The sequence below is a fragment of the Brevundimonas sp. BH3 genome (genome assembly GCF_045345115.1).
In the GTDB taxonomy this organism is placed as follows: domain Bacteria; phylum Pseudomonadota; class Alphaproteobacteria; order Caulobacterales; family Caulobacteraceae; genus Brevundimonas.
Genome location: NZ_CP150796.1, coordinates 420,371 through 445,248 on the forward strand (window position 1 = coordinate 420,371; position 24,878 = coordinate 445,248).

The following is a 24,878-nucleotide window of genomic DNA, read 5'->3' on the forward strand; positions in this document are numbered from 1 at the left end:
ACGCTTCCTCGATCGTCTAGAATATGGGAGCCGCACCGATGATGCCGCTGAGTTGGCCGGGAGCGCCCTGAAGTCTCCCGTCTTCTGCCTGCACATAACCGCTTAGCACGAACAGCTTCAAGGCACCTGACTGTGCCAAAGTCTCGGCGGCCAGACCATTGTTCGACAGGCTCTGGATGATGGCCGCATCGGTCATCGGGCTGTCGGTCACCCAGAAGGTGCGGTCATCCCCGGTAGGGCCGCTGGTCTCGTTCGAAATCATCAGGCTGCGCGGACGCGCGCGGGCATCATCGGGCAGTGCGGCAATGACCCGTATATCGGGCGTTGCCAGCAGTTTAGCCCACCACGGACGCGTACCGATATCGACCAGCACACGCGCGCCTTTCTGGGCGGCTTCTATGGCCTGTTCCGGTTCGACCAGCGGTCGGGCAAACGGTCCCCAGCGGTCGGCGGCCAACAGTTGCGAAACGCCGCCACAGGCCATGACCTGTCGACCTAGGCCCGCCTCCATCCGTCCCAGAACCGCCCGCACCGCCGATCTTTGCGTCGGGTGCATGTCTTTCAGGATGTGGCGCAGGGCCAGACCATCGGCATCGGGGCGCGCCCGCGCACCCGCCGCCTGACGCTCCATGACGGCCTTGGCGATGGCCTGATCCAGCGACAGGCGGTGGGGGTCTTCGGACGGGGCTTCAAGCATCAGAACAACTGCGGTGCCGGAGCCAGCGCGAACGGGCCAAGATAGGTGCGGCCCTTGCGGAACATGACGCTCAGTTCGACCTTTTGCTCGCCTTCTTCTTCTTCGGCCCCTTGCGGGGTGCTGGCAGCAGCGCGGGCCGCTGCGGCGCGGTCGGCGGGGGTGCCCTGATGGCTACCCGCCAATCCAACCAGAGCGGCCAGAGGTTTCTCGGCCTTGAACGTGACCTCGCCCTCAAGCTGGCCCTTGTCATTGGCCGTCAGTAGCGGACTGGTCAAAAGGGCATGGGTTTCGCCAGCCTTCATCTCGCCCTTGATGTCGGTGAAGCGCCCACCGGCGGCGGTCCATGCCGATAGCAGACCGGCAGGCGTCGCGGGCTGGCGAAGCGCGGAGGCCTTTTCGACAACGGCTTCAATCTGCAAGGTCAGTTGGTCATTCTGGGTAAAACCTTGAACCGGACCACCCTCGCGACCCTTGGCCTCGATCAGGCGCACCAGAATATCGACATCGTCACCGGCCTCGGTACGGGCGGTAATGTGCGGGCGCATATAGAGCTGGATCAAGGCGGCATCGGCCAACGGGAAGGGCGCGGCCCCTTCAGCGGCAATAAAGCGCGGTTTGACGGCTTCGAAGGCGACATTGGGCCAGCGCTGTCGAAGACCGGACAGGCTCATGCGGATGATATCGGCGCTAACTTGAGTTTCGCCCTTTTCGGCACGGATCAGCGTCACGCCGTCCGACGCACCTACCACCCAGCGCAGCGGATTATAGCTATTGGCCTCGGCCACGATTTCGGGGGCGCGCAGACCGTGACCCGACGGGGCCAGAACATGCAGATCGTGCAGGCCGATACGCGTATGCAAGGGCCAGCCGCGCGTGGAAACCTTGCTGTATTCGATGCTCCAGCCTGCTTGTTCCAACCGCTCCAGACGGATGCGCAGCTCGCTCTTGACCTCATGGGCCAGCCAGAACCACCAGACGGTCCAGATCGCCAGAATGATGCCGAAAATAATAAAGGGCACATACAGGGCGCGGCGGCTGTGGCGCGGTGCAGGCTCGGAAACTGTCGAAGATTGCGTGGTCATGGGGCGCTTATAGATCAGCCATTTGCGAACGTCTTGTGTCGAGATCAGGCGGTAATGTCGGACCATCTGGCATTGGCCGCCAGCCGCGCCCCGTCGGGGGACAGGCCCAGCAACAGACCTCTCTGCCCGCCATTGATCAGGATGGTATCGAACAGTTGTGCGGTTTCGTCGATGACGGTGGGCACGGCCTTGCGCTGACCAAAGGGGCTAACCCCGCCGACCTTGTATCCGGTCAGTCGTTCGGCATCGGCGGGCTTCATCATCTGGGCCGATTTTCCACCCAGACAGGCGGCCAGCTTTTTCATGCTGACCTCGCAGTCGGACGGCAGGACCACACAGACGGGTTTGTCATCCACCAGAACCATCAGGCTCTTGAAGACCTGTTCGGGCGCTATGCCCAAGGCCTCGGCGGCCTGAAGCCCGACACGCGGGGCATCGGGATCATAGTCATAGGGATGCAGCTCGAAACCGACACCGGCCTTGGACAGGGCCAGTGTGGCCGGGGTGGTCTTGGCCATACTATTCGACCTTCAGGAATTCGCGGGTCAGATCGACAGCGTCGGCCAGCCCCATCCGCATGACTTCTGTGCCCTCGGGCAGGGCCGAGAACAGCCGCGTCGGACAGGCTGCATCCAGCATCACAAACACACCCTTGTCGTCGGCACGGCGGATCAGGCGGCCAAAGGCCTGCGCGATACGTCCACGGGCTAGGGCATCGTCATAGGAGCGACCGCCATGGCCGGTCCCGAAACGCTCGCGCCGTGCCTTGTGCAGCAGGTCGGGGCGCGGCCATGGCACGCGGTCAAAGGCCAGAATTCTCAGCGAGCGACCCGGCACGTCTACCCCGTCTCGCACCGCATCGGTGCCCAGCAGGCAGGAATCGTTTTCGGCCCTGAACACATCGACCAGAGCGCCGACCTCTAAAGGATCGACGTGCTGGGCATAGAGCGGGATACCCGCACGGGCCAGTTCCGGCCCCAGCCGCTCATAAACGGACTTCAGGCGCCGGATGGCGGTGAACAGGCCTACGCCGCCGCCGCCCGCCGCAAGGAATAGCTCGCGCATGGCCGCAGCCGTCTGGCGCGGATCATCCTTGGTCAGGTCGTTTACAACGATAATGCGGCTGTGATTGGCATAATCGAACGGGCTTTCGACCTTCAGGGTGCGGGCAGGCTCGATCAACCGTGCGGCACCGGAACGCATACGCGCCATATCGAACGGATCGCTGGCCGACGGATCGGACAGGGTGGCGCTGGTCACCAGCACACCGTGGGATGGCATGATGACCGCCGCTTCCAGCGGAATGGTCGGGTCGATCCAGTGACGGCGCAGGGCGACATCATGGATGCGACCGAATGCAGCCTCTGCCGACAGCCAGTCCACATAGTCGGGGTCTGGCTCGCTATCGGCTTCGTCCAGCGCCGACAGCATGGAGCGCCAGCCGGGCAGGGTCATGCGCGCCCGACGATCCAGCCCCCGCAAGGCCCCCTCGATACGGGCACGGGCGGACGGGTCCAGCTCGGAAGCCTCTTCGTCGAGAATATCTTCGAGGTGACGGGCCAGCGCCAATAGCGGCGCTTCGATATCGGCCAAGGCCTTGGCGGCGGCGCGCGCTGTCTCAACAACGGATTCGGTGACAGGGCGAAGGGCGCATTCCAGCCCGAACTCGGTGCCACCATTTTCAGACGCGCGCGCGCGGAGCTGTTCAAGGGCGGCGGCTAAAAATCGCTCAATCGGCCCGATGGGATTCACTTCGCCGGATGCGGGCGCAATACGGCCGGATACACCCTCACCCGGAAGCTGGGCGGCGGCGGCCAGGGCATCGGTCAGGGATTTTCGGGCCGCTTCGTTGTCGGCGCACAGGTCGCCAAGGCGCAGTTCCAGTCCGCGCCCGCGACGTCCCCGTCCTTCGGGGCCGCGCACCCAGCGCCGCAACTCGGCGGCTTCCTGTCCCGACAAGCTGGCCGAAAAGGCACTGTCGGCGGCATCGAACAGGTGGTGACCTTCGTCAAAGACGATGCGTTTCAGGGCCGCCGTCTCGCCATCCTGCTTCAAGCCGCGTGCGGTGCGAGAGCCATCAAAGGCGGCCTGTGTCATCACCAGAGCATGGTTGGCCACGACCAGATCGGCGCGGCGGCTGGCGCGAATAGTCTTTTCGACAAAGCATAGGCGGTAATGCGGGCAGGCGGCATGGACGCACTCACCGCGACGGTCCACCAGATTGGCGGGGCTGGCCTGATGGGCGGGGGCGACGGCAAACAGGCCCGACAGCCAACCGGGATAGTCGCCGCCGGTCATGTCGCCATCGCGGCTATGGGCGGCCCAGCGGGTGGCCAGCGCCATGCCGATCAGATCGCCATTCCCCAACTGCGCAGCCTGCACCATGTCCTGAAGGTTCAGCAGGCACAGATAGTTTTCGCGCCCTTTGCGCACGACCGTCTTGCGGCGGCGCTCGGCCTCGTCCGGCCACAGAGCCTTGCTCTCGCGGTCAATCTGACGTTGCAGGGCGCGGGTATAGGTGGAAATCCACGCGGCCCCGTGATTGCGCTCGGCCCACAAGGAGGCGGGGGCCAGATAGCCCATGGTCTTGCCGGTACCGGTGCCTGCCTCGGCCAGCAACATGCGCGGACGGCCTTCCTCGCTGCGGGGCGAAAAGGCATAGGCGGCTTCGGACGCATAGTCGGACTGGGCCGGACGGGTTTCGTCCAGACCCGAGGCCTGCAAAAGTTTTTCCAGCCGGATACGGGCGCTCTCGCTATCGACAGGCGTAGAACCCGCTTCGCCGCGCGGGGCCTCGTCCTCCCATTCCGGCAGGCGGGCCCAGACATCCAGACCCGAGCCGCGCGAGGTGCGCTGGCGTATGCCGCCCGCTTCGAGGGCATTGATAACCCGCCCGCCCCAGCTCCATCCGGCACGATCCAACGTCAGGGCCAGACCATAGGCCTCTTCGCGGTTGGGATAGGCGGGGGCGGCCAGTTCTTTCAAAAGTTCGCCCGCGGCTTCGCGCAGGGCCACGGCTTGCGCCTCGGCCCCCTTGGGTTCGGCGCGACCAAGCGCCAGCGCCAGACCTGTTGGCGAAGGCGCACTGAAACGTGCGGGCCTGACAAAGGCGAACAGTTCCAGCGCATCGAGAATATCGTGTGAGCGTTGTGGAGCTTCCAGCCCCAGACGGCGGGCGGTGATGCTGGCATGGGCGACAATAACCGGTCCGCCCAGTAACAACCCTTCGGCAGCACCGCGTCCGATTTTTCGCGCCCCTTCGTCATCGCATACGGCACCGGCACCCGGCGGTGTCGCCAAGGCGGGTGGCAGGTCGATTTTCAGCTCGACAGCAGTGGAGGAAGAGGTGTTGGCGATGCTCACCCGCTAAACATAGTCAACCTGCGAGCGAAACGAAAAGGAAACACCTCGCTTAAAGGCGGCTAAATTTGTGTAACATTGATATGCTCACGTTGCCTTGAAGAAATTTATAGCTTTTTGTCCACCTAGAGTTGTCTCTCTTCATGGTGGAGTGCGCGGTGGAAGTGAAAACGGTCAAAACCGAAGAGCTGCCGATACAGATTCGACGCGCGGGTGAAGGGCCATTGGTTTTGCTGATCCACGGCTTCCCTGATCTGTCACTGGCCTGGCATCACCAGATCGAAGGACTGGCGGCGGCGGGCTATCATGCGGTGGCCCCCGATATGCGCGGCTATGGCGGCACGGGCGGACCGCCCCAGGCCGAGGCCTATTCCATATTCTCGATGGTGGGCGATCTGGTCGCGCTGGTCGAAGCACTGGGATACGAACATGCCGTGATTGTGGGCCATGACTGGGGTGCAGCCGTTGCGTGGCACTGTGCCCTGCTGCGCCCCGACATGTTCCAGGCCGTGATGGGAATGTCGGTGCCTTTCCAGCCACGTCGGAAACAAGGCCCGCCAACGGCGGTGATGAACTATCTGGCCAAAAAGAACGGCGAGGATCAGCTGTATCTGGCGGCCTTTGCGGCCCCTGATGCCCATCTGGCTATGGATGCCGATCCTGAAGCGGCTTTGCGTAAAATGTTCTGGGCCTTTGACGGGGCCACGCCGCAGAGCGATCAGGCCACAGGCCGTATTCCGGCAGGGCGCGATATGCTTGATTTGATATCCGATCGCGCGACATTGCCTGCGTGGATGTCACAGACCCATTTCGATCAGTATGTCGCGGCGTTTCGCCAGACAGGATTTGAGCGTGCGGTTCACTGGTATCGCAAAATCGACGCCAACTGGGCGCGCACCCGCTGGCTTCAAGGATGCAAGATTACGGTCCCTTCCGCATTCTTGGTCGGAGAGCGCGATCCGGTGCGAAACTATGCCGGACATTTCGAGGACGAGCTTTCCGAATGGCTGACCGATCTGCATGCCGTCACGGTGGTGCCGGGGGCAGGCCACTGGGTACAGCAGGAAGAGCCCGAGATCGTGACACAGGCCATATTGTCCTTCCTGTGGGGATTGTCGTTGCACGCCTCGCGTCCTGCCCAGCTTTGTCCAGCCTAGGGACGCGGAAGCCTCTGGCGCATGACGTCGCCCAGAGTGACGCGGTTGGTGCGGTAATCGATGCCGACGCGATCAAAGCGGCCCAATATGTCCGCGCCGATCATCAGGGCCGGTCGCGATAACAGGCCTAGCACCCCAAAAATGTGCAGGTCCGCAAACAACAAAGGCGTTTGAGGTATGCGTTTGATCCCCAGAGTGAGCGAGGGGGCGGGCCCTGCATGTACCAGTATGGGCGGGCCGCTGACACCAAAAAGGGTCCGCACCTGTGTCTGGTCGGGGCGATAGCCTAGGGCTGCGAGCAGGCTCAGATTGGCCACCGAATATTGGGAACCAGTGTCAAGAAAGGCGACGGCCGCGACCGGCCCCACAGTGACGCTCATCAAGAGCAAGCCGTCGCTGCGCTGACTGGGAACGGGCGACATAAGGCGCTCAATGCGGGTGGCATTTGTGATGTCGCCGAAATTGAAGCTGACACCGCGTGACTGTGACGGGTTGAGCGTGGCCTGCTGGCGGCGGATATCCAGCAGCAGGCTGAAGGCCTGAAGGTGGTTGAGGCCCAACAAGCCCTCCGCTCCCAACTGGGCAAAGGGAAAAACGGGGGCAATCACATTGTCGAAGCTTTCGCCTTGCAGTTTCAGGCGCGGCAGACGGGCACTGGGCACCAGACTGGAGGTTGTGACGCTGTGGACCAGCACGTCGGGGCCGCGAGAGAGCCTCATTTCCTCGACCAGCCGGTCCGACAGCGACGTGGCCTGTGCGCCTGTATCCAGCACAAACAGGCTGACACGGCGTGGCTCCAACTGGACGCGGGCAGCAAGGCGGGTGAACAGGTTCAGGGCCAGCGGAATTTCGGGAAGAGCGGGGGCTTCCGACTGGGCGGCAAGGGCGGTTCCGTTATGCAGGACCAGACCCGAAAACCCGCCTATACCGGCCAGACAGGTGCGGCGGCATAGTGCAGTCGGGCCAGAGGGTTCAGGCATGGCGGCGGGCCTCTCCTTGGAGAAATCACCACAGGCTGAACGATGTTATTTAGGGGGCGGTTCCCGCCCTAGCGGCGAGGATGGGCGGCTTCATAGGCCTTGAGCAGGGCGGCGGCATCGACCTGCGTATATTTCTGCGTGGTCGAGAGGCTGGCATGTCCCAAAAGCTCTTGAATCGAGCGCAGGTCGGCCCCCGCTCCCAGAAGGTGGGTCGCAAAACTGTGACGCAGGGCATGGGGGGTGGCCGAGGCCGGCAGGCCCAGCCTTCCGCGCAGCCGCTGTACGGTGGCCTGAACCTGACGGGGCGATAAGGGCCCGCCGCGTTTGGCTCTGAACAGGGCCTGCTCGGAGGCCAGCGGCCACGGGCAAAGGCGCACATAGTCGTCCACGGCCTCGATCACCTGCGGCAGCACCGGAACAATACGGGTCTTGGTCCCCTTGCCGGTAATTCTCAGGCTGTCGCCTAGCGGTGCATCACTGCGTTTCAGCGACAGGCCCTCGGAAATCCGCAGGCCACAGCCATAAAGCAGGGTCAGGACGGCACGATCACGCGCCGCTTCCCATGGCTCCATATCGGGATCAGAGCCGGGTTCCTGAAGCAGACCCAAGGCCTGATCTTCGGTCACAGGGCGCGGCAGGGACGGTTTGACACGCGGCCCGCGCACCAGCGCCAGTTGCGGTGCATCCACGCCACAGCGACGGTCCAGATAGTTATGAAAGCTGCGGATGGCCGCCAGAGTCTGCGCCAGCGAACGCGCATTCAACGGCTTGTCGCCACTGCGCCGTTCAGCCAGATGGGCGCGCAGTTCGGCTGCCGAAATGGTGCCCATATCGGCCAGCATCAGCGTCTCGCCGCGATGGCGTTCCATGAACCCGACATAGAGACGGCCAATATGGCCATAGGCTTCCAGCGTGCGCTCCGACAGGCGGCGCTCATGGGCCAGATGACCCAGCCACGCCATCAGCAGCTGGTCGGCGTTCAGGCTTCCTGAAGCGGCCATCGTCCGGCCATCCGTTCAAACACGCGCGCGACATAGGCGATCAGTTCGCCACCCATGGCGGGGGTAAAGCCCTCGTCTTCGGTCGAGCCAAAGGCACACAGGGCAGGGCGTGGTTCGTCCTGATCGGGGAAGCGCAGGTTCATCCGCACAAGGGCGACCGATTTGACCTCGCCATCGGCAGGACCAAACAGATCAAGGCCGGTAAAGTTCGGACCCAGCCAGTTACGGCCATCCTCGCCCAGAAGGGCATCGACACGGCCCGCCTCCAGCGCCTTCCAGCCAAACGGGATCGTGCCCGGCTTTTCGATAGCAACAGCGGCACCCGCCAGACCGAAACGGGCCTGTGTGCTCATATCCAACTGACGCGACAGTTCGATCAGGCTGGTGGCCTCCATCAGATCCAGAGATGCCACATGGGTCTGGGTCTGGGCGGCGAAATTGGTGCGCGAGATTTCTTCAATCAGGCGACGGGCACCCGCTTCGCGCTGGGCATTAGCTTCCATCTTGCTGACGGCGGCGCGGCCAAAATCGACGACATTGGCTTCGCTGATCTTCAGGCCAAGCTGTTCCAGCAGTTCGCGGTCTTCCAGCAGATGCTGGCCGTAACTTTCCAGCCATAGCCGAACTTCAGGCCAATGCAGATCGGATTGAAGTTCGGCAGTCATGGCAAGATTACCTAGCTCGGAGTGATCCATTGATTGAGACACGTTCGGACCGCTCCATATTCGGTCAGGTTTTACAGGATAGACTGGCCGGTCTTGCCCCAGTCCGCAAGAAACGCATCAAGCCCCTTGTCGGTTAACGGGTGCTTTACCAGAGCCTTCAAAACTTCCGGCGGCAGGGTGGCGGCATTGGCACCGGCAATGGCTGCGGCCTCGACATGGGCGGTGTTGCGCAGGCTGGCGGCGAGGATTTCGGTCTGGAAATCCTGCATATCATAAAGGGCGCGGATTTCTTCGATCAGCAAGCTGCCATCGGCACCGTGGTCGTCCAGACGGCCGACAAACGGGGAAATAAAGGTCGCACCGGCCTTGGCGGCCAGCATGGCCTGGGCAACCGAGAAGCACAGGGTGACATTGGTCTTGATGCCACGGTCGCTAAAGGTGCGGGTGGCGCGCAGGCCGTCCCAGGTCAGCGGCAGCTTCACCACCACGTTTTTGTGGATAGCGGCCAGCTTTTCGCCTTCCTTGACCATGGTCTCATAGTCGGTGGCGACGGCCTCTGCCGAAATCGGCCCCTCGACGAGGGCGCAAATCTCGGCGATGACCTCGGCAATGTTTCGACCCGATTTGGCTATAAGGGACGGATTGGTGGTAACCCCGTCCACCATACCGGTGGGCAGGATGTCCTTGATGACGTTGACGTCGGCGGTATCGAGGAAGATTTTCATGCCTCAAGTCCTAGCGCGGGTGGAGTATTCGTGAAAGTCGCATCTGTGCTCGTCCCCCTGCCGGTGCAGGAAGCCTTTGACTATGCCGTGCCCGACGGCATGGATCTGTCACGCGGCGATCAGGTGGATGTGCCGCTGGGGCCGCGTTTCCTGCGCGGGATTGTGTCGGATGTCTTCGAGACGACCGGATCGAACCGAAAGCTGAAATCGGTCGAGCGGAAAGCCAGTGATCCGTTCTTGCCGCTGGGGACGGTCGATTTTGTCGAATGGGCGGCGCGCTGGACGCTGAATCCGCCGGGGGAAATGGCCTCGCGGGCCTTGCGCGGCCTTCGCGCGCCGCGTCCCAAGCCCGAGCGCAGAGTGCGCCGTATTGGCATGCGCCAGCCCCAGCGGGCCACAACAGCACGAACGGCTGTGCTGGAGGCCCTGCAGAACCGCAGCATGACAGCGGCAGACCTTGCGCGGGCGGCGGCGGTTTCGACCGGCGTGGTCAAGGGATTGGTGGACGAGGGGGTGCTGGAAGTTTTCGAGGTCGAGGCGATTGCCGCATTCGACCGCCCGCGCCCCGACCATGCCCCTATCGTACTGAACCCCGATCAGGCGGCCTCGGCCAAGGCCATGGCCGGTGCGGCTGTAGCAGGTGGCTTTGCGCCCTTCCTGCTGGACGGGATTACCGGCTCGGGCAAGACGGAAACCTATCTGGAAGCGGCCGCAGAGCTTCTGGCAGCAAAGCCGGACGCTCAGGTGCTGATCCTGTTGCCGGAAATCGCCCTGACACAGGCACTGATCGAGCGAATCACAAACCGCTTCGGGGCGGCACCCGCTGAATGGCATTCGGGGGTTACGCCCCCACGCCGCCGTCAGGTGTGGGAAGCGGTCAGAGCGGGGCGCTGCAATATTGTGGTGGGGGCGCGTTCGGCGTTGTTCCTGCCCTATGTGAATCTGTCGTTGATCGTCGTCGATGAAGAGCACGACGGCTCTTACAAGCAGGAAGAAGGACTGGTTTATCATGGCCGCGATCTGGCCGTGGCGCGGGCACGGATCGAAAATGCAACCGTGGTGCTGGCCTCGGCCACGCCGTCTTTGGAGACACTCTGGAATGCCCAACAGGGCCGTTATCGCTGGCTGAAGCTGCGAACGCGACATGGTGTCGCAGTTTTGCCCGATATTGCGCTGGTGGACCTGCGCCAGAACCCGCCTGATCCTCAAACATGGCTGTCACATACCCTGCGCGAAGAGATCGGGGCCAATCTGGCCAAGGGCGAGCAGAGTCTTCTGTTCCTGAACCGGCGTGGCTATGCGCCGGTGGTGCTGTGCCGTGCCTGTGGGCACCGCCTGACCTCGCCGGATACGGATTCATGGCTGGTTGAGCATCGCTATAGCGGGCGACTGGTCTGCCACCTGACCGGATTTTCCATGCCCAAGCCCAAGGCCTGTCCGGCCTGCGGAACCGAGGACACGCTGGTCTCGGTCGGGCCAGGCGTCGAGCGCGTCGAAGAAGAGGTGCGGCAGTTATTCCCCGAAGCTCGCACGGCGGTGTTCTCGTCTGACACCGTACCGGATGCCGAGGCCGCGCGCGCCTTGATTACATCCATGGCCGAAGGCGAAATCGATATTCTGGTGGCCACACAGGCTGCGGCCAAAGGCCACAACTTCCCGCGCCTGACGCTGGTCGGGGTGGTGGATGCCGATCTTGGCCTACGCGGTGGTGACCTGCGGGCGGCTGAGCGCACCTATCAGCTTCTGGCACAGGCGACGGGCCGAGCGGGCCGTGCCGACAAGCCGGGGCGGGCCTTCTTACAGACATGGACCCCCGAACATCCTGTGCTGGAAGCCTTGGCCGCCAATGATCGCGAGGCTTTTGTGGCGGCGGAAATGGCCGAGCGCGAAATGGGTAGCCTGCCGCCCTATGGCCGTCTGACGGCACTAATCTTGTCCAGCGAGAACGGACAGGCACTGGAGAAAGCCGCCCGTGAATTGGCCGCTGCCATACCCAATGCCGAGCGTCTGGAGGTCTATGGTCCGGCTGATGCGCCTTTGGCGCTGGTGCGCGGCCGCAGACGCAAACGGCTACTGGTTAGGGCCGACCGCGATGTAAACATGCAGGCCTTCCTGCGGGCGTGGCTGGGACGGATAAAGATACCGGCCTCGGTGCGCCTGACGGTGGATGTAGACCCCTACAGTTTCCTGTAACGACCAAGAAAAAGGGCGCTGTGTTTCCACAGCGCCCTGATTTTTAGGCTACGGGAGAGTTAGATATCCGCGCCCTTGTCGGCGATAGCCGCCTCGGCTGCATCCTTTTTCATCTTGGCATTTCGCGACATCATGTTGAGGCCTTCCACCAGTGCCGAGAAGGCCATGGCAGCATAGATATAGCCCTTGGGCACATGGACGCCGAAGCCGTCAGCGATCAACACGGCACCGATCATCAACAGGAAGCCCAGAGCCAGCATGACCACGGTCGGGTTCTTGTCGATGAAATTGGCCAGCGGATCAGAGGCGACCAGCATGGCGATCACAGCGATGATCACGGCCACCATCATGATAGGCACATGTTCGGTCATGCCCACGGCGGTCAGGATCGAGTCGATCGAGAACACCAAGTCCAGCATGATGATCTGGAAAATGGCAGAGCCGACATTGTTGATGACAACGTCTTTTTTGTCTTTTTCCAGCAGGTGATCATTCGACGGGGTCGTATCGACGGCGTGGTGGATTTCCTTGGTGGCTTTCCACACCAGGAACAGACCGCCCGCAATCAGGATCAGGTCACGCCAAGAGAAGGCCGTGTCGAAGGTTTCGCCATGGATACCCAGATCAAAGACGGGCTGCGTCAGTCCGACGATCCAACCGATAGTCGCCAGAAGGCCCAGGCGCATGATCAGCGCCAGACCGATACCGATACGACGGGTACGCTGACGATGTTCCGGCGGAAGTTTGTTCGACAGGATCGAGATGAAGATCAGGTTGTCGATGCCGAGGACGACTTCCATGACCACCAGGGTCACGAGGGCCGCCCATGCGGCTGGGTCTGTCAACAAGGGGGTTATGCTATCGAGCATCGAAATTCCTGAGGTTATGTGAAGCGTTTTCGGTAACGCCAGCGTGAACGCGTATCAAGGGGGCAGATGATACCCTGTCGTCGCACCCCAACTCATTTGCTGGCCTGACATCGACCAAGGTCGAGCCGATCAACATACCTAACAGTGCGGCCACGCTGATATCGTTCCGTACGCATTGGTTGCGACTTTCGGCCTTGCGTGGTATTGGCCGCGCGGCTTTGACGAAGGGCGTATCGAAAGATGCGTCCCCGGATTGCTTTTTACAAGCATATCAAACCCTTGATCGGCGTGGGTAACTGCGGCCGGTTTTGACGCAAACGCTAAGATGCGGACCAAACATAAGTGGCGGACGATTTCAGGACGACGGAAGTCGGCGAACGGTATGCTCAGGCACTGTTCGATCTGGCAGAAGAAACAGGCGCTCTGGACGCCGTGCGCGCCGATCTGGCGTCGCTGAAGGCAGCCTGGAAGGACAGCGCGGACTTGCGCCGTCTGGCGACCTCGCCGGTCATCGGTGCCGATGATCAGGCCAAGGGCCTGCTGGCCATTGCCGACAAGGCCAAGTTTAACGCCGTGACCCGCAATCTGCTGGGTCTGGTGGCTGTGAACGGCCGTGCAGCGGACCTGCCGGGTGTCGTGGCCGGCTTTGAGGCGCTGTATGCCAAGAAGACGGGTGTGGTTGCTGCCGAGGTTGTCTCGGCCGTAGAGTTGACCGCAGCCCAGTCGAAAAAGATTCAATCGGAACTGCGCACCGCACTGGGGCGTGATCCGGAACTGACGACCCGTGTCGATCCGTCGATTCTGGGTGGTCTGAAGGTCAAGGTGGGCTCGAAACTGTTCGATGCCTCGCTGAAGACCAAGCTCGACCAGATGACCTTTGCGCTGAAGCGCGCCTAAGCCCGAACCCGAAGATTTAGCCGGGCCGCAAGGCCCGCACCGAAGACGAAAGCCAGAGAGCTCAACATGGATATCCGCGCCGCCGAAATCTCGGCCATCCTTAAGTCGCAGATCGCCAATTTCGGCGTAGAAGCCGACGTGTCTGACGTTGGTCAGGTACTGTCGGTTGGTGACGGCATCGCCCGCGTTCACGGTCTGGACAATGTCCAGGCCGGTGAAATGGTGGAATTCACCAAGGCTGGCGTTAAGGGCATGGCCCTGAACCTGGAACGCGACAATGTCGGCGTCGTGATTTTCGGCTCTGACGCCGAAATCTCGGAAGGCGACGATGTGCGCCGTCTGGGCGAGATCGTGGACGTGCCGGTCGGCAAGGGCTTGCTGGGCCGCGTCGTGAACCCGCTGGGTGAACCGATCGACGGCAAGGGCCCGATCGAGTTCTCCGAGCGTCGCCGCGTAGACGTGAAGGCTCCGGGCATCATCCCGCGTAAATCGGTTCACGAACCGATGCAAACCGGCATGAAGTCGATCGACACCCTGATCCCGATCGGCCGTGGCCAGCGCGAGCTGATCATTGGTGACCGCCAGGTCGGCAAGACGGCTGTGGCTGTCGACACCATCCTGAACCAGAAAGCCGTCAACAAGACCGACGACGAGTCGGCCAAGCTGTACTGCATCTACGTCGCCATCGGTCAAAAGCGTTCGACCGTTGCGCAGATCGTGAAGACCCTCGAAGAAACCGGCGCTCTGGAATACACCATCGTTGTGGCCGCGACCGCTTCGGAACCGGCTCCGCTGCAGTTCCTGGCTCCGTTCGCCGGTACCGCCATGGGCGAGTTCTTCCGCGACAACGGCATGCACGGCTTGATCGTGTATGACGATCTGTCCAAGCAGGCTGTGGCCTATCGTCAAATGTCGCTGCTGCTGCGCCGTCCGCCGGGCCGTGAAGCCTATCCGGGCGACGTTTTCTACCTGCACTCGCGTCTGCTGGAGCGTTCGGCCAAGCTGAACGGCGACTACGGTTCGGGCTCGCTGACCGCTCTGCCGATCATCGAAACCCAGGCCAACGACGTGTCGGCCTACATCCCGACCAACGTGATCTCGATCACCGACGGCCAGATCTTCCTGGAATCGGACCTGTTCTACCAAGGTATCCGTCCGGCTGTGAACGTCGGCATCTCGGTGTCGCGCGTCGGTTCATCGGCTCAAACCAAGGCGATGAAGAAGGTCGCTGGCCCGATCAAGGGCGAGCTGGCCCAGTATCGTGAAATGGCTGCCTTCGCCAAGTTCGGTTCGGACCTCGACGTCTCGACCCAGAAGCTGCTGGCCCGTGGTGCCCGTCTGACCGAGTTGCTGAAGCAGCCGCAGTACTCGCCGCTGTCGATGGAAGAGCAGGTCGTGTCGGTTTATGCCGGTACCCGCGGTTACCTCGACGGTATCGCTGTTGCTGACGTCGGCCGTTTCGAGAAAGAGCTGCTGGCCCGTGTCCACGCGAACAATGCTTCGCTGCTGGAAGGCATCCGCACCAAGAAGGACCTGACCTCTGAGCTCGAAGCCGAGCTGAAGGGTGTTCTGGAAGCCTTCCTCAAGACCTTCGCCTAACCGAAGCCCCAACCGAAGCGAGAGTAACGCCGGATGGCCAGCCTCAAGGAAATGCGCAATCGGATCGGAAGCGTTAAATCAACGCAGAAGATCACGAAAGCCCTGAACATGGTCGCCGCGGCCAAGCTGAAGCGTTCGCAGGAACAGGCTGAAAATGCCCGTCCCTACGCCCAGCGTATGGCTTCGGTGATCGCCAACCTGGCCGCCGGTGTGCAAGGCGCGGATGCTCCGCGCCTGCTCGCCGGAACCGGCGAGGATCAACGTCACCTGATCGTGGTGGCCACTGCCGACAAGGGTTTGGCAGGCGGCTTCTCGTCGAACGTGATCAAGGCCGCGCGCGAGCGTATCAACAGCCTGATCGCCAACGGCAAGGACGTGAAGATCATTGCTGTCGGCCGCAAGTCGCGTGACCAACTGGTTCGCCTGTATGGTGACAAGCTGGTTCGCACTTTTGAACTGTCGGAACACAAGACCGTCGGTCTGCATTCGGCCCAGCCGATTGCCGAGCTGATTGCCGAAATGTTCGAGAACGGCGAGGCCGATGTGGTCCAGCTGTTCTACAGCCAGTTCAAGTCGGTGATCCAACAGGTTCCGACCGGTGCCCAACTGGTTCCGGCTGTGATCGAGAATGCCCAAGCAACTGATTCTGCCACGGCTCTGTACGAGTATGAGCCGTCGGAAGAAGAAATTCTCGAAACCCTGCTGCCGCGCAACCTGACCACCCAGATCCTGGCTGCACTGCTTGAAAACCAAGCAGGCTTCTTCGGTTCGCAGATGGCAGCGATGGACAACGCCACGCGTAATGCGGGCGACCTCATCAATGCACTGACCCTGCAATACAACCGTAAGCGTCAAGCCCAGATCACCACCGAGCTGATCGAGATCATCGCTGGCGCCGAAGCCATCTGATCTTGAACGACACCCTATTCGAACCGGACACATCCATGACCGACACCGCCGCTCCGAAGAAACCCGCCGCCAAGAAGCCGGCCGCCAAGAAGACCGCTGTCACCGTTGCCGCAACCGGCCAGGGCAAGATCGCCCAGGTCATCGGTGCGGTTGTTGACGTTCAGTTCGAAGGCCCGCTGCCTGCCATTCTGAACGCTCTGGAAACCCAGAACGTCGACCAGAAGACCGGCGAGCCCTTCACCCTGGTTCTCGAGGTTGCCCAGCACCTCGGCGAGAACATGGTCCGCGCCATCTCGATGGACACCACCGAAGGCCTGACCCGTGGTCAAGTCGTTGTGGACACCGGCAAGTCGATCATGGCACCGGTCGGTCCGGGCACGCTCGGCCGCATCATGAACGTTGTCGGTCAGCCGATCGACGAAGCGGGCCCGATCCAGACCGAAGAATACCGTCCGATCCACAAGGACGCTCCGACCTTCGACCAACAGTCGACCTCGGCTGAAATTCTGGTCACCGGCATTAAGGTCATCGACCTGATCTGCCCGTACACCAAGGGCGGCAAGATCGGCCTGTTCGGCGGCGCTGGCGTCGGCAAGACCGTCACCATGCAAGAGCTGATCAACAACATCGCCAAGGCATACGGCGGTTACTCGGTTCTGGCCGGCGTGGGTGAACGTACCCGCGAAGGTAACGACCTGTACCACGAGATGATCGAGTCGAACGTGAACGTCGACCCGAAGGAAAATGGCGGTTCGACTGTGGGCTCGAAGTGCGCCCTGGTTTACGGCCAAATGAACGAGCCTCCGGGTGCCCGCGCTCGCGTGGCTCTGACCGGCCTGTCGATCGCTGAATATTTCCGCGACGAAGAAGGCAAGGACGTTCTGCTGTTCGTCGACAACATCTTCCGCTTCACCCAAGCGGGTTCGGAAGTGTCGGCACTGCTGGGCCGTATCCCGTCGGCCGTGGGCTATCAGCCGACGCTGGCGACCGAAATGGGTAACCTGCAAGAGCGCATCACCTCGACCAAGAAGGGTTCGATCACCTCGGTTCAAGCCATCTACGTTCCGGCCGACGACCTGACCGACCCGGCTCCGGCCGGTACCTTCGCCCACTTGGACGCGACGACCGTTCTGAACCGCGACATCGCGGCTCAAGCGATCTTCCCGGCTGTGGATCCGCTGGACTCGACCTCGCGTATCATGGACCCGCTGGTCATCGGTGAAGAACACTACACCGTTGCCCGTCAGGTTCAGGAAACCCTGCAACAGTACAAGGCGCTGAAGGACATCATCGCCATCCTGGGCATGGACGAACTGTCGGAAGACGACAAACTGGTCGTGGCTCGCGCCCGTAAGATCCAGCGTTTCCTGTCGCAGCCGTTCCACGTGGCTGAGCAGTTCACGAACACCCCGGGTGCCTTCGTTGAGCTGGCTGACACCATCCGCTCGTTCAAGGGCATCGTGGCTGGTGAATACGACCACCTGCCGGAAGCTGCTTTCTACATGGTTGGCGCGATCGACGAAGTCGTCGCTAAGGCCGAGAAGATGGCTGCTGAGGCCTAATCCATGACCGGTAAGCTGAACTTCTCCCTCGTCGCCCCGGAACGCGAAATCTTCGCGGGCCAGGTCGATCAGGTCGACGCACCGGGTGTCGAGGGCGACTTCGGCGTCCTGCCGGGCCACGCCCCGTTCATGACCACCCTTCGCGAAGGCGTGATCACGATCTACGAAGGCAACGCCCGTCGTCGCTTCGACGTCAAAGGCGGTTTCGCCGACGTCAACGGTGAGGGTCTGACGATCCTCGCCGAAGAGGCTTCGGAAATCACCGCCTAAGCGGGATAACCGGACAAAAGATCAAGGCTCCCGCAGCGATGTCGGGAGCCTTTCTTTTTGCCTATAGGCGGCTCTTAAGCTGCCAGATGTTTGAAGGCCTCGACCACGGTTTCATAGGCGGGGCGCTTGAACGGTACGATCAGGTCCAGCGCCTCGTGAAGATCGGCCCAGCGCCATTCTTCGAACTCGACCTCGTCATCGGCAAACAGGTCGATCTCGCTGTCCGGACCCGTCAGGCGAAACGCAAACCACATCTGGCGCTGGCCCTTGAAGCCTCGCCACGCCTTGGGGCCCTGCGCATGGTCGGGAAAGTCGTAATAGACCCATGACTGGGTACGGGCCAGAAACGCGACATTGCTGACGCCGGTTTCCTCTTTCAGTTCGCGACGGGCGGCGGCCTCAAGGTCTTCGCCGTCATCGACGCCGCCTTGCGGGAACTGCCAATTATAGGGCGGGGGCGTATTGGCGCGTCGGCCCAGCCACACCTTGCCAGCTTCGTTGAACAAAACGACCCCCACATTGGGTCGGTAATCTCTGGGATCAAACGTCATAACGCCACGCTAAACCGAGGTTCAGCCAAGGGCTAGACGTAACGGGACTTTAAAACGTCAGGGTGCAGACTGGGGTCATGGATCGTCGCGCCCTTCTTATGTTCATGCTGGTGGCCTCTATCGCCTCGAAACCGGCCTTGGCCAGCCCTAAGGGCGAGGCCAAGTCTGGTGGTGGCGAAATGCCCATGCCGCTGGCCACGGCCACGGTGCTGCGTACGCATGGGCGGCGCGGCGTCATGTCCGTCGAAAGCACGCTGGTCTTCACCGACGGTGCCTTGCTGGAACATGCCAAGCTGTCACGCCCGCGCCTGAATGCCGCTTTTAACGAGGCTGTGCGCTCCGAAGCGACGCATCTGCTTGCAGGGGCCCTGCCGGATGTAGAATCCCTGACGCGGGCCTTGCAGCGTGCCGCCGACCGCGTTCTGGGCCGGACGGGTGCCCGCGTCATGCTGGGCGCGGTTATGGTGACCTGACCTAGTCCTTGGTCGGATCGGGGCGGCTGGTATCGCCATAGGTCAGGGCGAGGAAGACGTCTTCCAGATCAGGGTCTTCGGTCGTGATGTCGTGAATGGAAATACCTGCGCCACGCACAGCAGCCAGTACCTGCTCTACACTGGCCTCGCCCGTGCGATAGGTGACGGCAAAGGCCCCATTGGCCCGCGACGTAACGCTAAATCCGTTGAGGACGGGCAGGGTGGTGACGGGCGTCTCGGGCGTGACCACCACATTGCGCGTGTCCAGACGGCGCAGCAACTGCTCGGTTGGCTCGCAGGTGATGACCTCGCCACGATTGACGATGGCGATGGTGTCGCACAGTTCCTGTGCCTCTTCGAGATAGTGGGTCGTCAGGATAACCGTGACGCCTTCCTCGTTGATCTTGCGCACATATTCCCAAAGCTGGCGGCGCAGTTCCACGTCCACACCGGCAGTCGGCTCATCGAGGATCAGCACTGGCGGATTATGCACCAGCGCCTTGGCCACCATCAGGCGACGCTTCATGCCGCCCGACAGCGAGCGCACATAGGCATTGGCCTTGTCCGACAGGCCAAGGGCGGCCAGCAACTCGTCCGAGCGGCGCTCGTCGGCGGGAACGCCATAGAAACCGGCCTGAACCTCTAGGGATTCACGCGGGGTGAAGAAGACGTCGGCGACGATTTCCTGCGGCACCACACCCAGTGCCGAACGCGCATCGCGGCTGTGGGTGTCGATGTCGCGGTCCCAGATTTTAACTGTGCCTTCGGACTTGTTCACCACGCCGGCAATGATGTTGATCAGCGTGGACTTGCCCGCACCGTTCGGACCCAGAAGGCCGAACATTGAGCCGCGTTTGACCGTCAGATCCACACCGCGCAGCGCCACCTTGGGCGGGGCCTTGCCATTGCCCTTGTAGGTCTTTTTCAGACCGCGAACCTCGATGGCGTTTTCGGGCAGGCTGAGAGGTGACGGGGCAGCGGAAGCAGTCATGCGCGGGCTTTGCATATCAAAGAGGAACAGCTGGGCCATAGGTAGGGATGATGTCGGCCTTAGCCAAGGCATGGCAGAAAAAACATCAGACAAGTGTGCTTGACATCGCAAAATAGATAGGACAAGTTATCTTTACATAACGACAAGGTATCTGGACACAGCAAATGACCCAAGCCACCACCGCCATCGAAGCCCCGAAAAAACGTTCGCTGAAACTGCGCACGATCGGTTTTGTCGCCCTTGGATTCTGCGCCCTCGGCTATGCCGGTTTTGTCGCCAGCGTGTTTGCTATCAAGGCTGAAATGATCGCCATGACCGCGGGCCTTGCCATAGCCGGTGTCTTTGCCATTGTCGGCGAGGCGGGACTGTGGATCGGGGCGGCCAGTCTGGGTCTGAGCTTTTATGCCCGTCGTCGTGACCGTGTGGCCCGCTTCTTTGGTCGCGTGAAGTCGGCCTTTTCTTCAAAAAGCTAGAGCAAAGCGAACCAAGGCACAGGCGGCAAGGGTTTGACCTGATGGCGGCGGACGCCTAGGAAGGCGCAAACGCCTATCTGAGGATTGATCCATGCCGCCGCGCCACCTCGACGCCCCTGTCCCTCAAGCCGAAGAAGTTCGGGTCACGCAAAAGCGTGTAGCCTGCGACGGCGGTGGCGGAGCCCTCGGTCACCCATTGGTTTACATGGAAATGGGTGAGGACGATTTCGTCGAGTGCACCTATTGCGACCGCCGATTTGTGTTAGTCGCTGATGCTCAGGACGACAGTCACTATCTGGATCCGGCCGCCCGCCCGCCGGAAGCGCACTAATATCAAAAAGGCTCGCAGCAATGCGGGCCTTTGGTTTGTCACATTTAGGTCGTTGTTCGGGGTAAGCTAGCTCGCATGCGTTATTTACACACCATGGTTCGGGTGAAAGACCTCGAGGCTTCGCTGCATTTTTACTGTGACCTGCTGGGTCTGGTGGAAACGCGCCGTATGGAGAGCGAGGCTGGCCGTTTTACCCTCGTCTATCTGGCCGCTCCGCAAGATGCGGACCGTGCCCGTGCGGAAAAACAGCCGGAAATCGAGCTAACCTATAATTGGGATACCGAAAATTATGATGGCGGTCGTAATTTCGGCCACCTCGCCTTCGAGGTCGATGATGTCTATGCCGCCTGTGAGAAACTGGCGGCCGGTGGCGTGGTGATCAACCGCCCGCCGCGCGATGGCTGGATGGCCTTCATCCGCTCGCCGGACAATATCTCGGTCGAGTTGCTGCAAAAGGGCGAGCGTCTTGCGCCCGCCGAACCGTGGGCTTCAATGCCCAATACGGGTCACTGGTAAGATGGGGGCCGCGCGCCTTCTTCCGGTTTTGTCGCTGGCCTTGCTGGCGACAGCCTGTGCTTCGGTGACCGAAACCAATCCGGCGCGGACGGCAACGGATATGCTGCTGGTCAACCGTGCCGCCGAGCGTGCGGTCGAAGGCTTGATGCTGCCGATCCCGCAAGGGGCGCGGGTCTATGTCGATGAGACCTATTTTCAGGCCGAGAATGCTCGTTTTGCCCTGAGCGCCATTCGCGCCGCCCTGTCGGAAGCGGGTTATGCACTGGTGCGCGAACGCGGTGAAAGCGATGCTGTGTTCGAGGTTCGCGCTGCCGCCCTGTCGCTGGAGCAGATGCGCCGCGTATTCGGTATTCCCGACATGCGTGTGCCGATCAATGACGCGCTGAATGTCGTCTCCATCCCCGAGGTCTCGATCTATTCAAACCGCGACCGGATGGGTGTGGCCGAGTTTTCGGGCTTTATCTATGACACCCGCACCGGCATGCCGCTGGGCGCTGTCACACCCATGATCGGCCAGTACAAGATCCGCAGCCACAAGGCGCTGATGATGATCACCTGGGGCCAGCAACTGGCACAACCAGGCGAACGTGATCCGGGGTCGAGCTGGCGCGAGTTCTGATCGCTCCTAAAACTGGCCGTCTGCAGACGTTTTCGCTGCGTGTCGGGTTTCGTCGAGACAGACCGTAAACCGCATGTTAGGGCAGCCATGAGCAAAAGCACCCTACTGTCACCTCAAAGCCGTAACTGAGCGCCCTTGTCCTTCTTCCATGCCGGACCTGCACCCAAAGGCAGCGGCCTCCGTTCCGGAGCGCTGAGGGATGGATTGCACCTGACGCCGGGTATGAAGGTAGGACTGTTTGGCGGCTCGTTTAATCCAGCACATGACGGTCATGCCCATGTGGCCGAGACAGCTATGCGCCGTCTCGGGCTGGATCGTGTGGTTTGGCTGGTCTCCCCGCAAAATCCGCTTAAATCCTCGCACGAGATGGCCCCGCTGGAAGAGCGCATGCGTTCGGCACGTGACATGGCCCGTGTTGTGGGGCCGCGGATGATCGTCTCGGATGTCGAGACGCGTATGGGGACCCAGTGGACCGTCGATACGCTTAGAACTTTGGTCGCACGACACCCCGGTGTGCATTTCGTGTGGTTGATGGGCTCTGACAATCTGGCGGGTTTCCATCGCTGGAGGGGGTGGACGGATATTATGCGGCTGATGCCAATGGCCGTGATTGCCCGTCCCGGAAGTCTGCTGGACAGCCGTTCGGCCCCTGCCGCGGTACGGTTTGCACGCGCACGGGTGCCAGCGGAGCAGGCGGGGCTTTTACCCAGTCTCGAAGCGCCGGCCTGGACCTATATTGTGGCCCCCTTGAACCCACGTTCATCAACGGCAATCCGCTCGGCAAGCAAGCGTTCAATCGAGGACGGGTGACGTTTTGTGCGATAGGTGCTATAGTAGGCTTTTGGTAAACCCTATCGGAGCCCTCCGCTGAGCCCCCAACCCGCGCACGATGCGCATGACGTCGCTGCCCAATCGGCAGAGCGTGACACGGACGCCCTCGATCCTCTCCATTCGGTAGCGGACGAGTTTGACGACGAGTCTCTTCAGAATGACGCTGGCAACAACCAGCCGCTGCCGGTCGGCCAGACCGAGTTGGAAAACGCCATTCTGTCTAAACTGGATTTTGACAAGGCGCAGGACATTGTCCTGATCGACCTGCGTGGCAAGAGCCCGATGTCCGACGCCATGATCGTGGCCTCGGGTCGCTCGCATCGTCACGTCGGTGCCTTGGCCGACCACCTGTTGCGCCTCTTCAAGGAAATGGGCTTGGGCAAGGTGAAGGTCGAAGGCCTGCCGCACTGTGACTGGGTGCTGCTGGACGCCGGTGACGTCATCGTCCACCTGTTCCGTCCGGAAGTGCGCACCTTCTACAACATCGAAAAGATCTGGGCTGTTGATAGCGCCCACCGCGGCGCTGGCCGTAACTGATCTTTCTTGAATCTGACGGGCTGTCTCGATGAAGCTGGCGATTGCGGCGATCGGTAAACCGGGCCGTGGCCCCGAGGCGGAACTGGCAGACGACTATGCCCGACGGGCGACCCTTGCGGGTCGCCCTTTAGGTTTGGGGCCACTGGAACTGATTGACCTCGAACCGCGCAAGAGCGGAAAGGGACCTGAAGCGGACCTGTTGCTTGCCGCCGCCGAGGGCGCACACCTGATCGCCTGTGACGAGCGCGGCAAGGCCTATTCCAGCCGCGCCTTTGCCGAACATATTGCCGCTCTTCGCGATCAGGGCGAACGCAAGCTGGTCTTTGTGATCGGCGGTGCAGACGGGCTGGATGCCCACGTCCGCGAGGTTGCCCGCTCGACCCTTGCATTTGGGCCACAGACCTGGCCGCATGCCCTGGCGCGCGCCATGTTGGCCGAGCAAGTCTATAGGGCCGTGACGATCATGGCCGGATCGCCTTATCATCGGGACTGATGAAATATCCGGTCCTTATTCTTGCAACAACAACGGCACTGGTGCTGCTGGCCTCGGGTCCGGCGGCGAGCCAGCGTCCGCCTGCGAATGATGAACTGGCGAGATTGAATGCCGAATACCGTGACGAGATGGCACGGGCGCGGCGTTTGAGGGCCGAAGCGGCACAGGCCGCCGAAGATCTGGTCAAGCTGGATATACAACTGGACGAGTTGCGCGGTGAACAGGCCAGCGATGATTTGCAAATGGACGCCCAGCGGGCCCGTTTGAAAGAATTGGGTGACCGCGAGGCCGTCCTGTTATCCCAGATGTCCCGCGAAGGGGCTGCGCAGGGGCGTCTGCTCTCGGCCTTGCAAATGATGTCACGCAAGCCGCCGCCGCCCTTGCTGGTGCCTGCCGATCGCGCTCGAGATACGGTGCGGGCCAATATTATGATCCGTGCCATGACGCCGGAAATCCATAAGCGCACTGCGGTTCTGATCGAGCGGCAGGAAGAGATCAATCGCATCCGCCGTCTGGCTGCCATGTCAAGCGAACGCCTGTTCACGGTTGAAAGCGCGCAGAACCAACGTCGGGCCGAGATTGAAAATCTGACCGCTCGTAAAATGGCCCTTCGTAGTGTGTTGCGGGCCGAGGCGGCCCGGGCCGAGCGCGCGACCAATGCACTGGAGGCCCGTATTCGTGATGTTGGCGGGCGTCTACCGTCTCTGGATGCACAGACCGCCGAGCCGGTCAGCCGTAACCCTGCGGGCCGCGATCGGTTGGCGCGGCCGGTATCCGGGCTTCCGGCCCAGACCTATGGTGCAGGTTCTGTGGGGTGGCGCTGGCATGCCAGCAAAGCTCCGGTCGGCGCACCGGCAGCGGGGCGTGTGCTGTTTGCCGGTCCGATGAAGGAATGGGGCGAGATCGTTATTCTGGATCTCGGACCGGGCTGGCGTGCCGTAATGGCGGGCATGGACCGTGTGGATGTCGAGGTCGGCCAGCGTGTCAGCGAGGGGCAGACGCTGGGCTATACGCCGGAAGATGGCGAAGCCTATTTCGAGTTGCGCCGTGGTGAGCGCCCGATTGATCCTGCACCCTGGCTGGATTGATCCGGGATT

At 61.8% G+C, this 24,878-nt stretch carries 27 protein-coding genes; 16 read left to right on the forward strand and 11 right to left on the reverse strand.

Going from position 1 to position 24,878, the window contains the following annotated elements:
* Positions 1–16: 16 nt before the first annotated feature.
* The 4 genes from WEU32_RS01970 to WEU32_RS01985 are packed head-to-tail and all read right to left on the reverse strand — an operon-like array spanning position 17 to position 5,142.
* A complete protein-coding gene (locus WEU32_RS01970) occupies positions 17–697 on the reverse strand; it encodes a hypothetical protein (RefSeq protein ID WP_406852691.1) in 681 nt (226 codons plus the stop codon).
* Positions 697–1,845 (reverse strand): DUF2125 domain-containing protein, encoded by a 1,149-nt coding sequence (locus WEU32_RS01975; protein WP_406852692.1) that lies wholly within the window; start codon positions 1,843–1,845, stop codon positions 697–699. The genes WEU32_RS01970 and WEU32_RS01975 overlap by 1 nt, the downstream gene beginning before the upstream one ends.
* Positions 1,824–2,297, reverse strand: a complete 474-nt coding sequence (ybaK, locus tag WEU32_RS01980) for a Cys-tRNA(Pro) deacylase (RefSeq protein ID WP_406852693.1) — start codon at positions 2,295–2,297, stop codon at positions 1,824–1,826. The genes WEU32_RS01975 and ybaK overlap by 22 nt, the downstream gene beginning before the upstream one ends.
* Position 2,298: 1 nt before the next feature.
* A complete protein-coding gene (locus tag WEU32_RS01985) occupies positions 2,299–5,142 on the reverse strand; it encodes an ATP-dependent DNA helicase (protein WP_406852694.1) in 2,844 nt (947 codons plus the stop codon).
* A 161-nt stretch (positions 5,143–5,303) separates the two neighbouring features.
* Between WEU32_RS01985 and WEU32_RS01990 the strand changes: the two genes are divergently transcribed.
* Positions 5,304–6,296 carry an alpha/beta fold hydrolase gene (locus WEU32_RS01990; protein WP_406852695.1) on the forward strand — a complete coding sequence of 331 codons (993 nt, stop codon included), beginning with the start codon at positions 5,304–5,306 and terminating at the stop codon, positions 6,294–6,296.
* Here WEU32_RS01990 and WEU32_RS01995 read toward each other — a convergent pair.
* The 4 genes from WEU32_RS01995 to fsa all read right to left on the reverse strand — a co-directional run bounded on the left by WEU32_RS01995 (position 6,293) and on the right by fsa (position 9,667).
* On the reverse strand, positions 6,293–7,276 hold the full coding sequence (locus WEU32_RS01995; RefSeq protein WP_406852696.1) for a retroviral-like aspartic protease family protein: 984 nt from the start codon (positions 7,274–7,276) through the stop codon (positions 6,293–6,295). The two genes, WEU32_RS01990 and WEU32_RS01995, sit on opposite strands and share 4 nt — an antisense overlap.
* Before the next feature lie 68 nt (positions 7,277–7,344).
* Positions 7,345–8,277: a tyrosine recombinase XerC gene (locus tag WEU32_RS02000; protein ID WP_406852697.1), complete on the reverse strand. Its 933-nt coding sequence runs from the start codon at positions 8,275–8,277 to the stop codon at positions 7,345–7,347.
* On the reverse strand, positions 8,256–8,942 hold the full coding sequence (locus WEU32_RS02005) for a DUF484 family protein (protein WP_406852698.1): 687 nt from the start codon (positions 8,940–8,942) through the stop codon (positions 8,256–8,258). The genes WEU32_RS02000 and WEU32_RS02005 overlap by 22 nt, the downstream gene beginning before the upstream one ends.
* Before the next feature lie 71 nt (positions 8,943–9,013).
* Entirely contained in the window at positions 9,014–9,667 is a 654-nt protein-coding gene (fsa, locus tag WEU32_RS02010; protein WP_167175020.1) for a fructose-6-phosphate aldolase, read from the reverse strand.
* Between the two features lie 30 nt (positions 9,668–9,697).
* Between fsa and WEU32_RS02015 the strand changes: the two genes are divergently transcribed.
* Positions 9,698–11,860: a primosomal protein N' gene (locus WEU32_RS02015; RefSeq protein ID WP_406852699.1), complete on the forward strand. Its 2,163-nt coding sequence runs from the start codon at positions 9,698–9,700 to the stop codon at positions 11,858–11,860.
* A 59-nt stretch (positions 11,861–11,919) separates the two neighbouring features.
* Here WEU32_RS02015 and WEU32_RS02020 read toward each other — a convergent pair whose 3' ends face one another.
* Entirely contained in the window at positions 11,920–12,729 is an 810-nt protein-coding gene (locus WEU32_RS02020; protein WP_312134711.1) for a TerC family protein, read from the reverse strand.
* Positions 12,730–13,071: 342 nt separating this feature from the next.
* On the opposite strand from WEU32_RS02020, the gene WEU32_RS02025 reads away from it, so the two are divergent.
* The 5 genes from WEU32_RS02025 to WEU32_RS02045 all read left to right on the forward strand — a co-directional run bounded on the left by WEU32_RS02025 (position 13,072) and on the right by WEU32_RS02045 (position 17,966).
* Entirely contained in the window at positions 13,072–13,626 is a 555-nt protein-coding gene (locus tag WEU32_RS02025; RefSeq protein WP_312134713.1) for a F0F1 ATP synthase subunit delta, read from the forward strand.
* Between the two features lie 66 nt (positions 13,627–13,692).
* Positions 13,693–15,225: a F0F1 ATP synthase subunit alpha gene (gene atpA, locus WEU32_RS02030; protein ID WP_312134715.1), complete on the forward strand. Its 1,533-nt coding sequence runs from the start codon at positions 13,693–13,695 to the stop codon at positions 15,223–15,225.
* Positions 15,226–15,258: 33 nt separating this feature from the next.
* Positions 15,259–16,134: a F0F1 ATP synthase subunit gamma gene (locus tag WEU32_RS02035; protein WP_312134717.1), complete on the forward strand. Its 876-nt coding sequence runs from the start codon at positions 15,259–15,261 to the stop codon at positions 16,132–16,134.
* Positions 16,135–16,169: 35 nt separating this feature from the next.
* Positions 16,170–17,696: a F0F1 ATP synthase subunit beta gene (atpD, locus tag WEU32_RS02040; protein WP_406852700.1), complete on the forward strand. Its 1,527-nt coding sequence runs from the start codon at positions 16,170–16,172 to the stop codon at positions 17,694–17,696.
* A gap of 3 nt (positions 17,697–17,699) precedes the next feature.
* Positions 17,700–17,966, forward strand: coding sequence for an ATP synthase F1 subunit epsilon (locus WEU32_RS02045; RefSeq protein ID WP_167174998.1), 267 nt, complete (start codon positions 17,700–17,702; stop codon positions 17,964–17,966).
* Positions 17,967–18,040: 74 nt separating this feature from the next.
* Here the strand turns inward: WEU32_RS02045 and WEU32_RS02050 are convergent, their stop codons facing one another.
* Positions 18,041–18,517 carry an RNA pyrophosphohydrolase gene (locus tag WEU32_RS02050; RefSeq protein ID WP_312134722.1) on the reverse strand — a complete coding sequence of 159 codons (477 nt, stop codon included), beginning with the start codon at positions 18,515–18,517 and terminating at the stop codon, positions 18,041–18,043.
* A gap of 77 nt (positions 18,518–18,594) precedes the next feature.
* Between WEU32_RS02050 and WEU32_RS02055 the strand changes: the two genes are divergently transcribed.
* Positions 18,595–18,990 (forward strand): Tat pathway signal protein, encoded by a 396-nt coding sequence (locus WEU32_RS02055; RefSeq protein ID WP_406852701.1) that lies wholly within the window; start codon positions 18,595–18,597, stop codon positions 18,988–18,990.
* Between the two features lies 1 nt (position 18,991).
* Here the strand turns inward: WEU32_RS02055 and WEU32_RS02060 are convergent, their stop codons facing one another.
* On the reverse strand, positions 18,992–19,981 hold the full coding sequence (locus tag WEU32_RS02060; RefSeq protein WP_312815154.1) for an ABC transporter ATP-binding protein: 990 nt from the start codon (positions 19,979–19,981) through the stop codon (positions 18,992–18,994).
* 164 nt (positions 19,982–20,145) lie between these two features.
* Between WEU32_RS02060 and WEU32_RS02065 the strand changes: the two genes are divergently transcribed.
* The 8 genes from WEU32_RS02065 to WEU32_RS02100 all read left to right on the forward strand — a co-directional run bounded on the left by WEU32_RS02065 (position 20,146) and on the right by WEU32_RS02100 (position 24,869).
* Positions 20,146–20,454, forward strand: coding sequence for a hypothetical protein (locus WEU32_RS02065; protein WP_406852702.1), 309 nt, complete (start codon positions 20,146–20,148; stop codon positions 20,452–20,454).
* A 91-nt stretch (positions 20,455–20,545) separates the two neighbouring features.
* Positions 20,546–20,785: a zinc-finger domain-containing protein gene (locus WEU32_RS02070; protein ID WP_312815156.1), complete on the forward strand. Its 240-nt coding sequence runs from the start codon at positions 20,546–20,548 to the stop codon at positions 20,783–20,785.
* Between the two features lie 75 nt (positions 20,786–20,860).
* Complete coding sequence (locus WEU32_RS02075) at positions 20,861–21,301, forward strand: lactoylglutathione lyase (protein WP_312134732.1); 441 nt, start codon at positions 20,861–20,863, stop codon at positions 21,299–21,301.
* Position 21,302: 1 nt separating this feature from the next.
* A complete protein-coding gene (locus WEU32_RS02080) occupies positions 21,303–21,920 on the forward strand; it encodes a DUF6655 family protein (protein ID WP_167174977.1) in 618 nt (205 codons plus the stop codon).
* 192 nt (positions 21,921–22,112) lie between these two features.
* Positions 22,113–22,730, forward strand: a complete 618-nt coding sequence (locus tag WEU32_RS02085; protein WP_406853477.1) for a nicotinate-nucleotide adenylyltransferase — start codon at positions 22,113–22,115, stop codon at positions 22,728–22,730.
* Between the two features lie 57 nt (positions 22,731–22,787).
* Entirely contained in the window at positions 22,788–23,288 is a 501-nt protein-coding gene (rsfS, locus tag WEU32_RS02090) for a ribosome silencing factor (RefSeq protein ID WP_406853478.1), read from the forward strand.
* Positions 23,289–23,316: 28 nt separating this feature from the next.
* Entirely contained in the window at positions 23,317–23,781 is a 465-nt protein-coding gene (gene rlmH, locus WEU32_RS02095) for a 23S rRNA (pseudouridine(1915)-N(3))-methyltransferase RlmH (protein ID WP_406852703.1), read from the forward strand.
* On the forward strand, positions 23,781–24,869 hold the full coding sequence (locus WEU32_RS02100; protein ID WP_406852704.1) for a murein hydrolase activator EnvC family protein: 1,089 nt from the start codon (positions 23,781–23,783) through the stop codon (positions 24,867–24,869). Before rlmH ends, WEU32_RS02100 begins: the two co-directional genes overlap by 1 nt.
* Positions 24,870–24,878 lie beyond the last annotated feature (9 nt).

What these genes read in the sequence shown, in the direction of transcription:
- WEU32_RS01970 (WP_406852691.1), bottom strand. Translation starts at nt 697, where the DNA reads ATGCTTGAAGCCCCGTCCGAAGACCCCCACCGCCTGTCGCTGGATCAG.
- WEU32_RS01975 (WP_406852692.1), bottom strand. Translation starts at nt 1,845, where the DNA reads ATGGTCCGACATTACCGCCTGATCTCGACACAAGACGTTCGCAAATGG.
- ybaK (WP_406852693.1), bottom strand. Translation starts at nt 2,297, where the DNA reads ATGGCCAAGACCACCCCGGCCACACTGGCCCTGTCCAAGGCCGGTGTC.
- WEU32_RS01995 (WP_406852696.1), bottom strand. Translation starts at nt 7,276, where the DNA reads ATGCCTGAACCCTCTGGCCCGACTGCACTATGCCGCCGCACCTGTCTG.
- WEU32_RS02000 (WP_406852697.1), bottom strand. Translation starts at nt 8,277, where the DNA reads ATGGCCGCTTCAGGAAGCCTGAACGCCGACCAGCTGCTGATGGCGTGG.
- WEU32_RS02005 (WP_406852698.1), bottom strand. Translation starts at nt 8,942, where the DNA reads ATGACTGCCGAACTTCAATCCGATCTGCATTGGCCTGAAGTTCGGCTA.
- fsa (WP_167175020.1), bottom strand. Translation starts at nt 9,667, where the DNA reads ATGAAAATCTTCCTCGATACCGCCGACGTCAACGTCATCAAGGACATC.
- WEU32_RS02020 (WP_312134711.1), bottom strand. Translation starts at nt 12,729, where the DNA reads ATGCTCGATAGCATAACCCCCTTGTTGACAGACCCAGCCGCATGGGCG.
- atpA (WP_312134715.1), top strand. Translation starts at nt 13,693, where the DNA reads ATGGATATCCGCGCCGCCGAAATCTCGGCCATCCTTAAGTCGCAGATC.
- WEU32_RS02035 (WP_312134717.1), top strand. Translation starts at nt 15,259, where the DNA reads ATGGCCAGCCTCAAGGAAATGCGCAATCGGATCGGAAGCGTTAAATCA.
- atpD (WP_406852700.1), top strand. Translation starts at nt 16,170, where the DNA reads ATGACCGACACCGCCGCTCCGAAGAAACCCGCCGCCAAGAAGCCGGCC.
- WEU32_RS02045 (WP_167174998.1), top strand. Translation starts at nt 17,700, where the DNA reads ATGACCGGTAAGCTGAACTTCTCCCTCGTCGCCCCGGAACGCGAAATC.
- WEU32_RS02050 (WP_312134722.1), bottom strand. Translation starts at nt 18,517, where the DNA reads ATGACGTTTGATCCCAGAGATTACCGACCCAATGTGGGGGTCGTTTTG.
- WEU32_RS02055 (WP_406852701.1), top strand. Translation starts at nt 18,595, where the DNA reads ATGGATCGTCGCGCCCTTCTTATGTTCATGCTGGTGGCCTCTATCGCC.
- WEU32_RS02060 (WP_312815154.1), bottom strand. Translation starts at nt 19,981, where the DNA reads ATGACTGCTTCCGCTGCCCCGTCACCTCTCAGCCTGCCCGAAAACGCC.
- WEU32_RS02065 (WP_406852702.1), top strand. Translation starts at nt 20,146, where the DNA reads ATGACCCAAGCCACCACCGCCATCGAAGCCCCGAAAAAACGTTCGCTG.
- WEU32_RS02070 (WP_312815156.1), top strand. Translation starts at nt 20,546, where the DNA reads ATGCCGCCGCGCCACCTCGACGCCCCTGTCCCTCAAGCCGAAGAAGTT.
- WEU32_RS02075 (WP_312134732.1), top strand. Translation starts at nt 20,861, where the DNA reads ATGCGTTATTTACACACCATGGTTCGGGTGAAAGACCTCGAGGCTTCG.
- WEU32_RS02080 (WP_167174977.1), top strand. Translation starts at nt 21,303, where the DNA reads ATGGGGGCCGCGCGCCTTCTTCCGGTTTTGTCGCTGGCCTTGCTGGCG.
- rlmH (WP_406852703.1), top strand. Translation starts at nt 23,317, where the DNA reads ATGAAGCTGGCGATTGCGGCGATCGGTAAACCGGGCCGTGGCCCCGAG.
- WEU32_RS02100 (WP_406852704.1), top strand. Translation starts at nt 23,781, where the DNA reads ATGAAATATCCGGTCCTTATTCTTGCAACAACAACGGCACTGGTGCTG.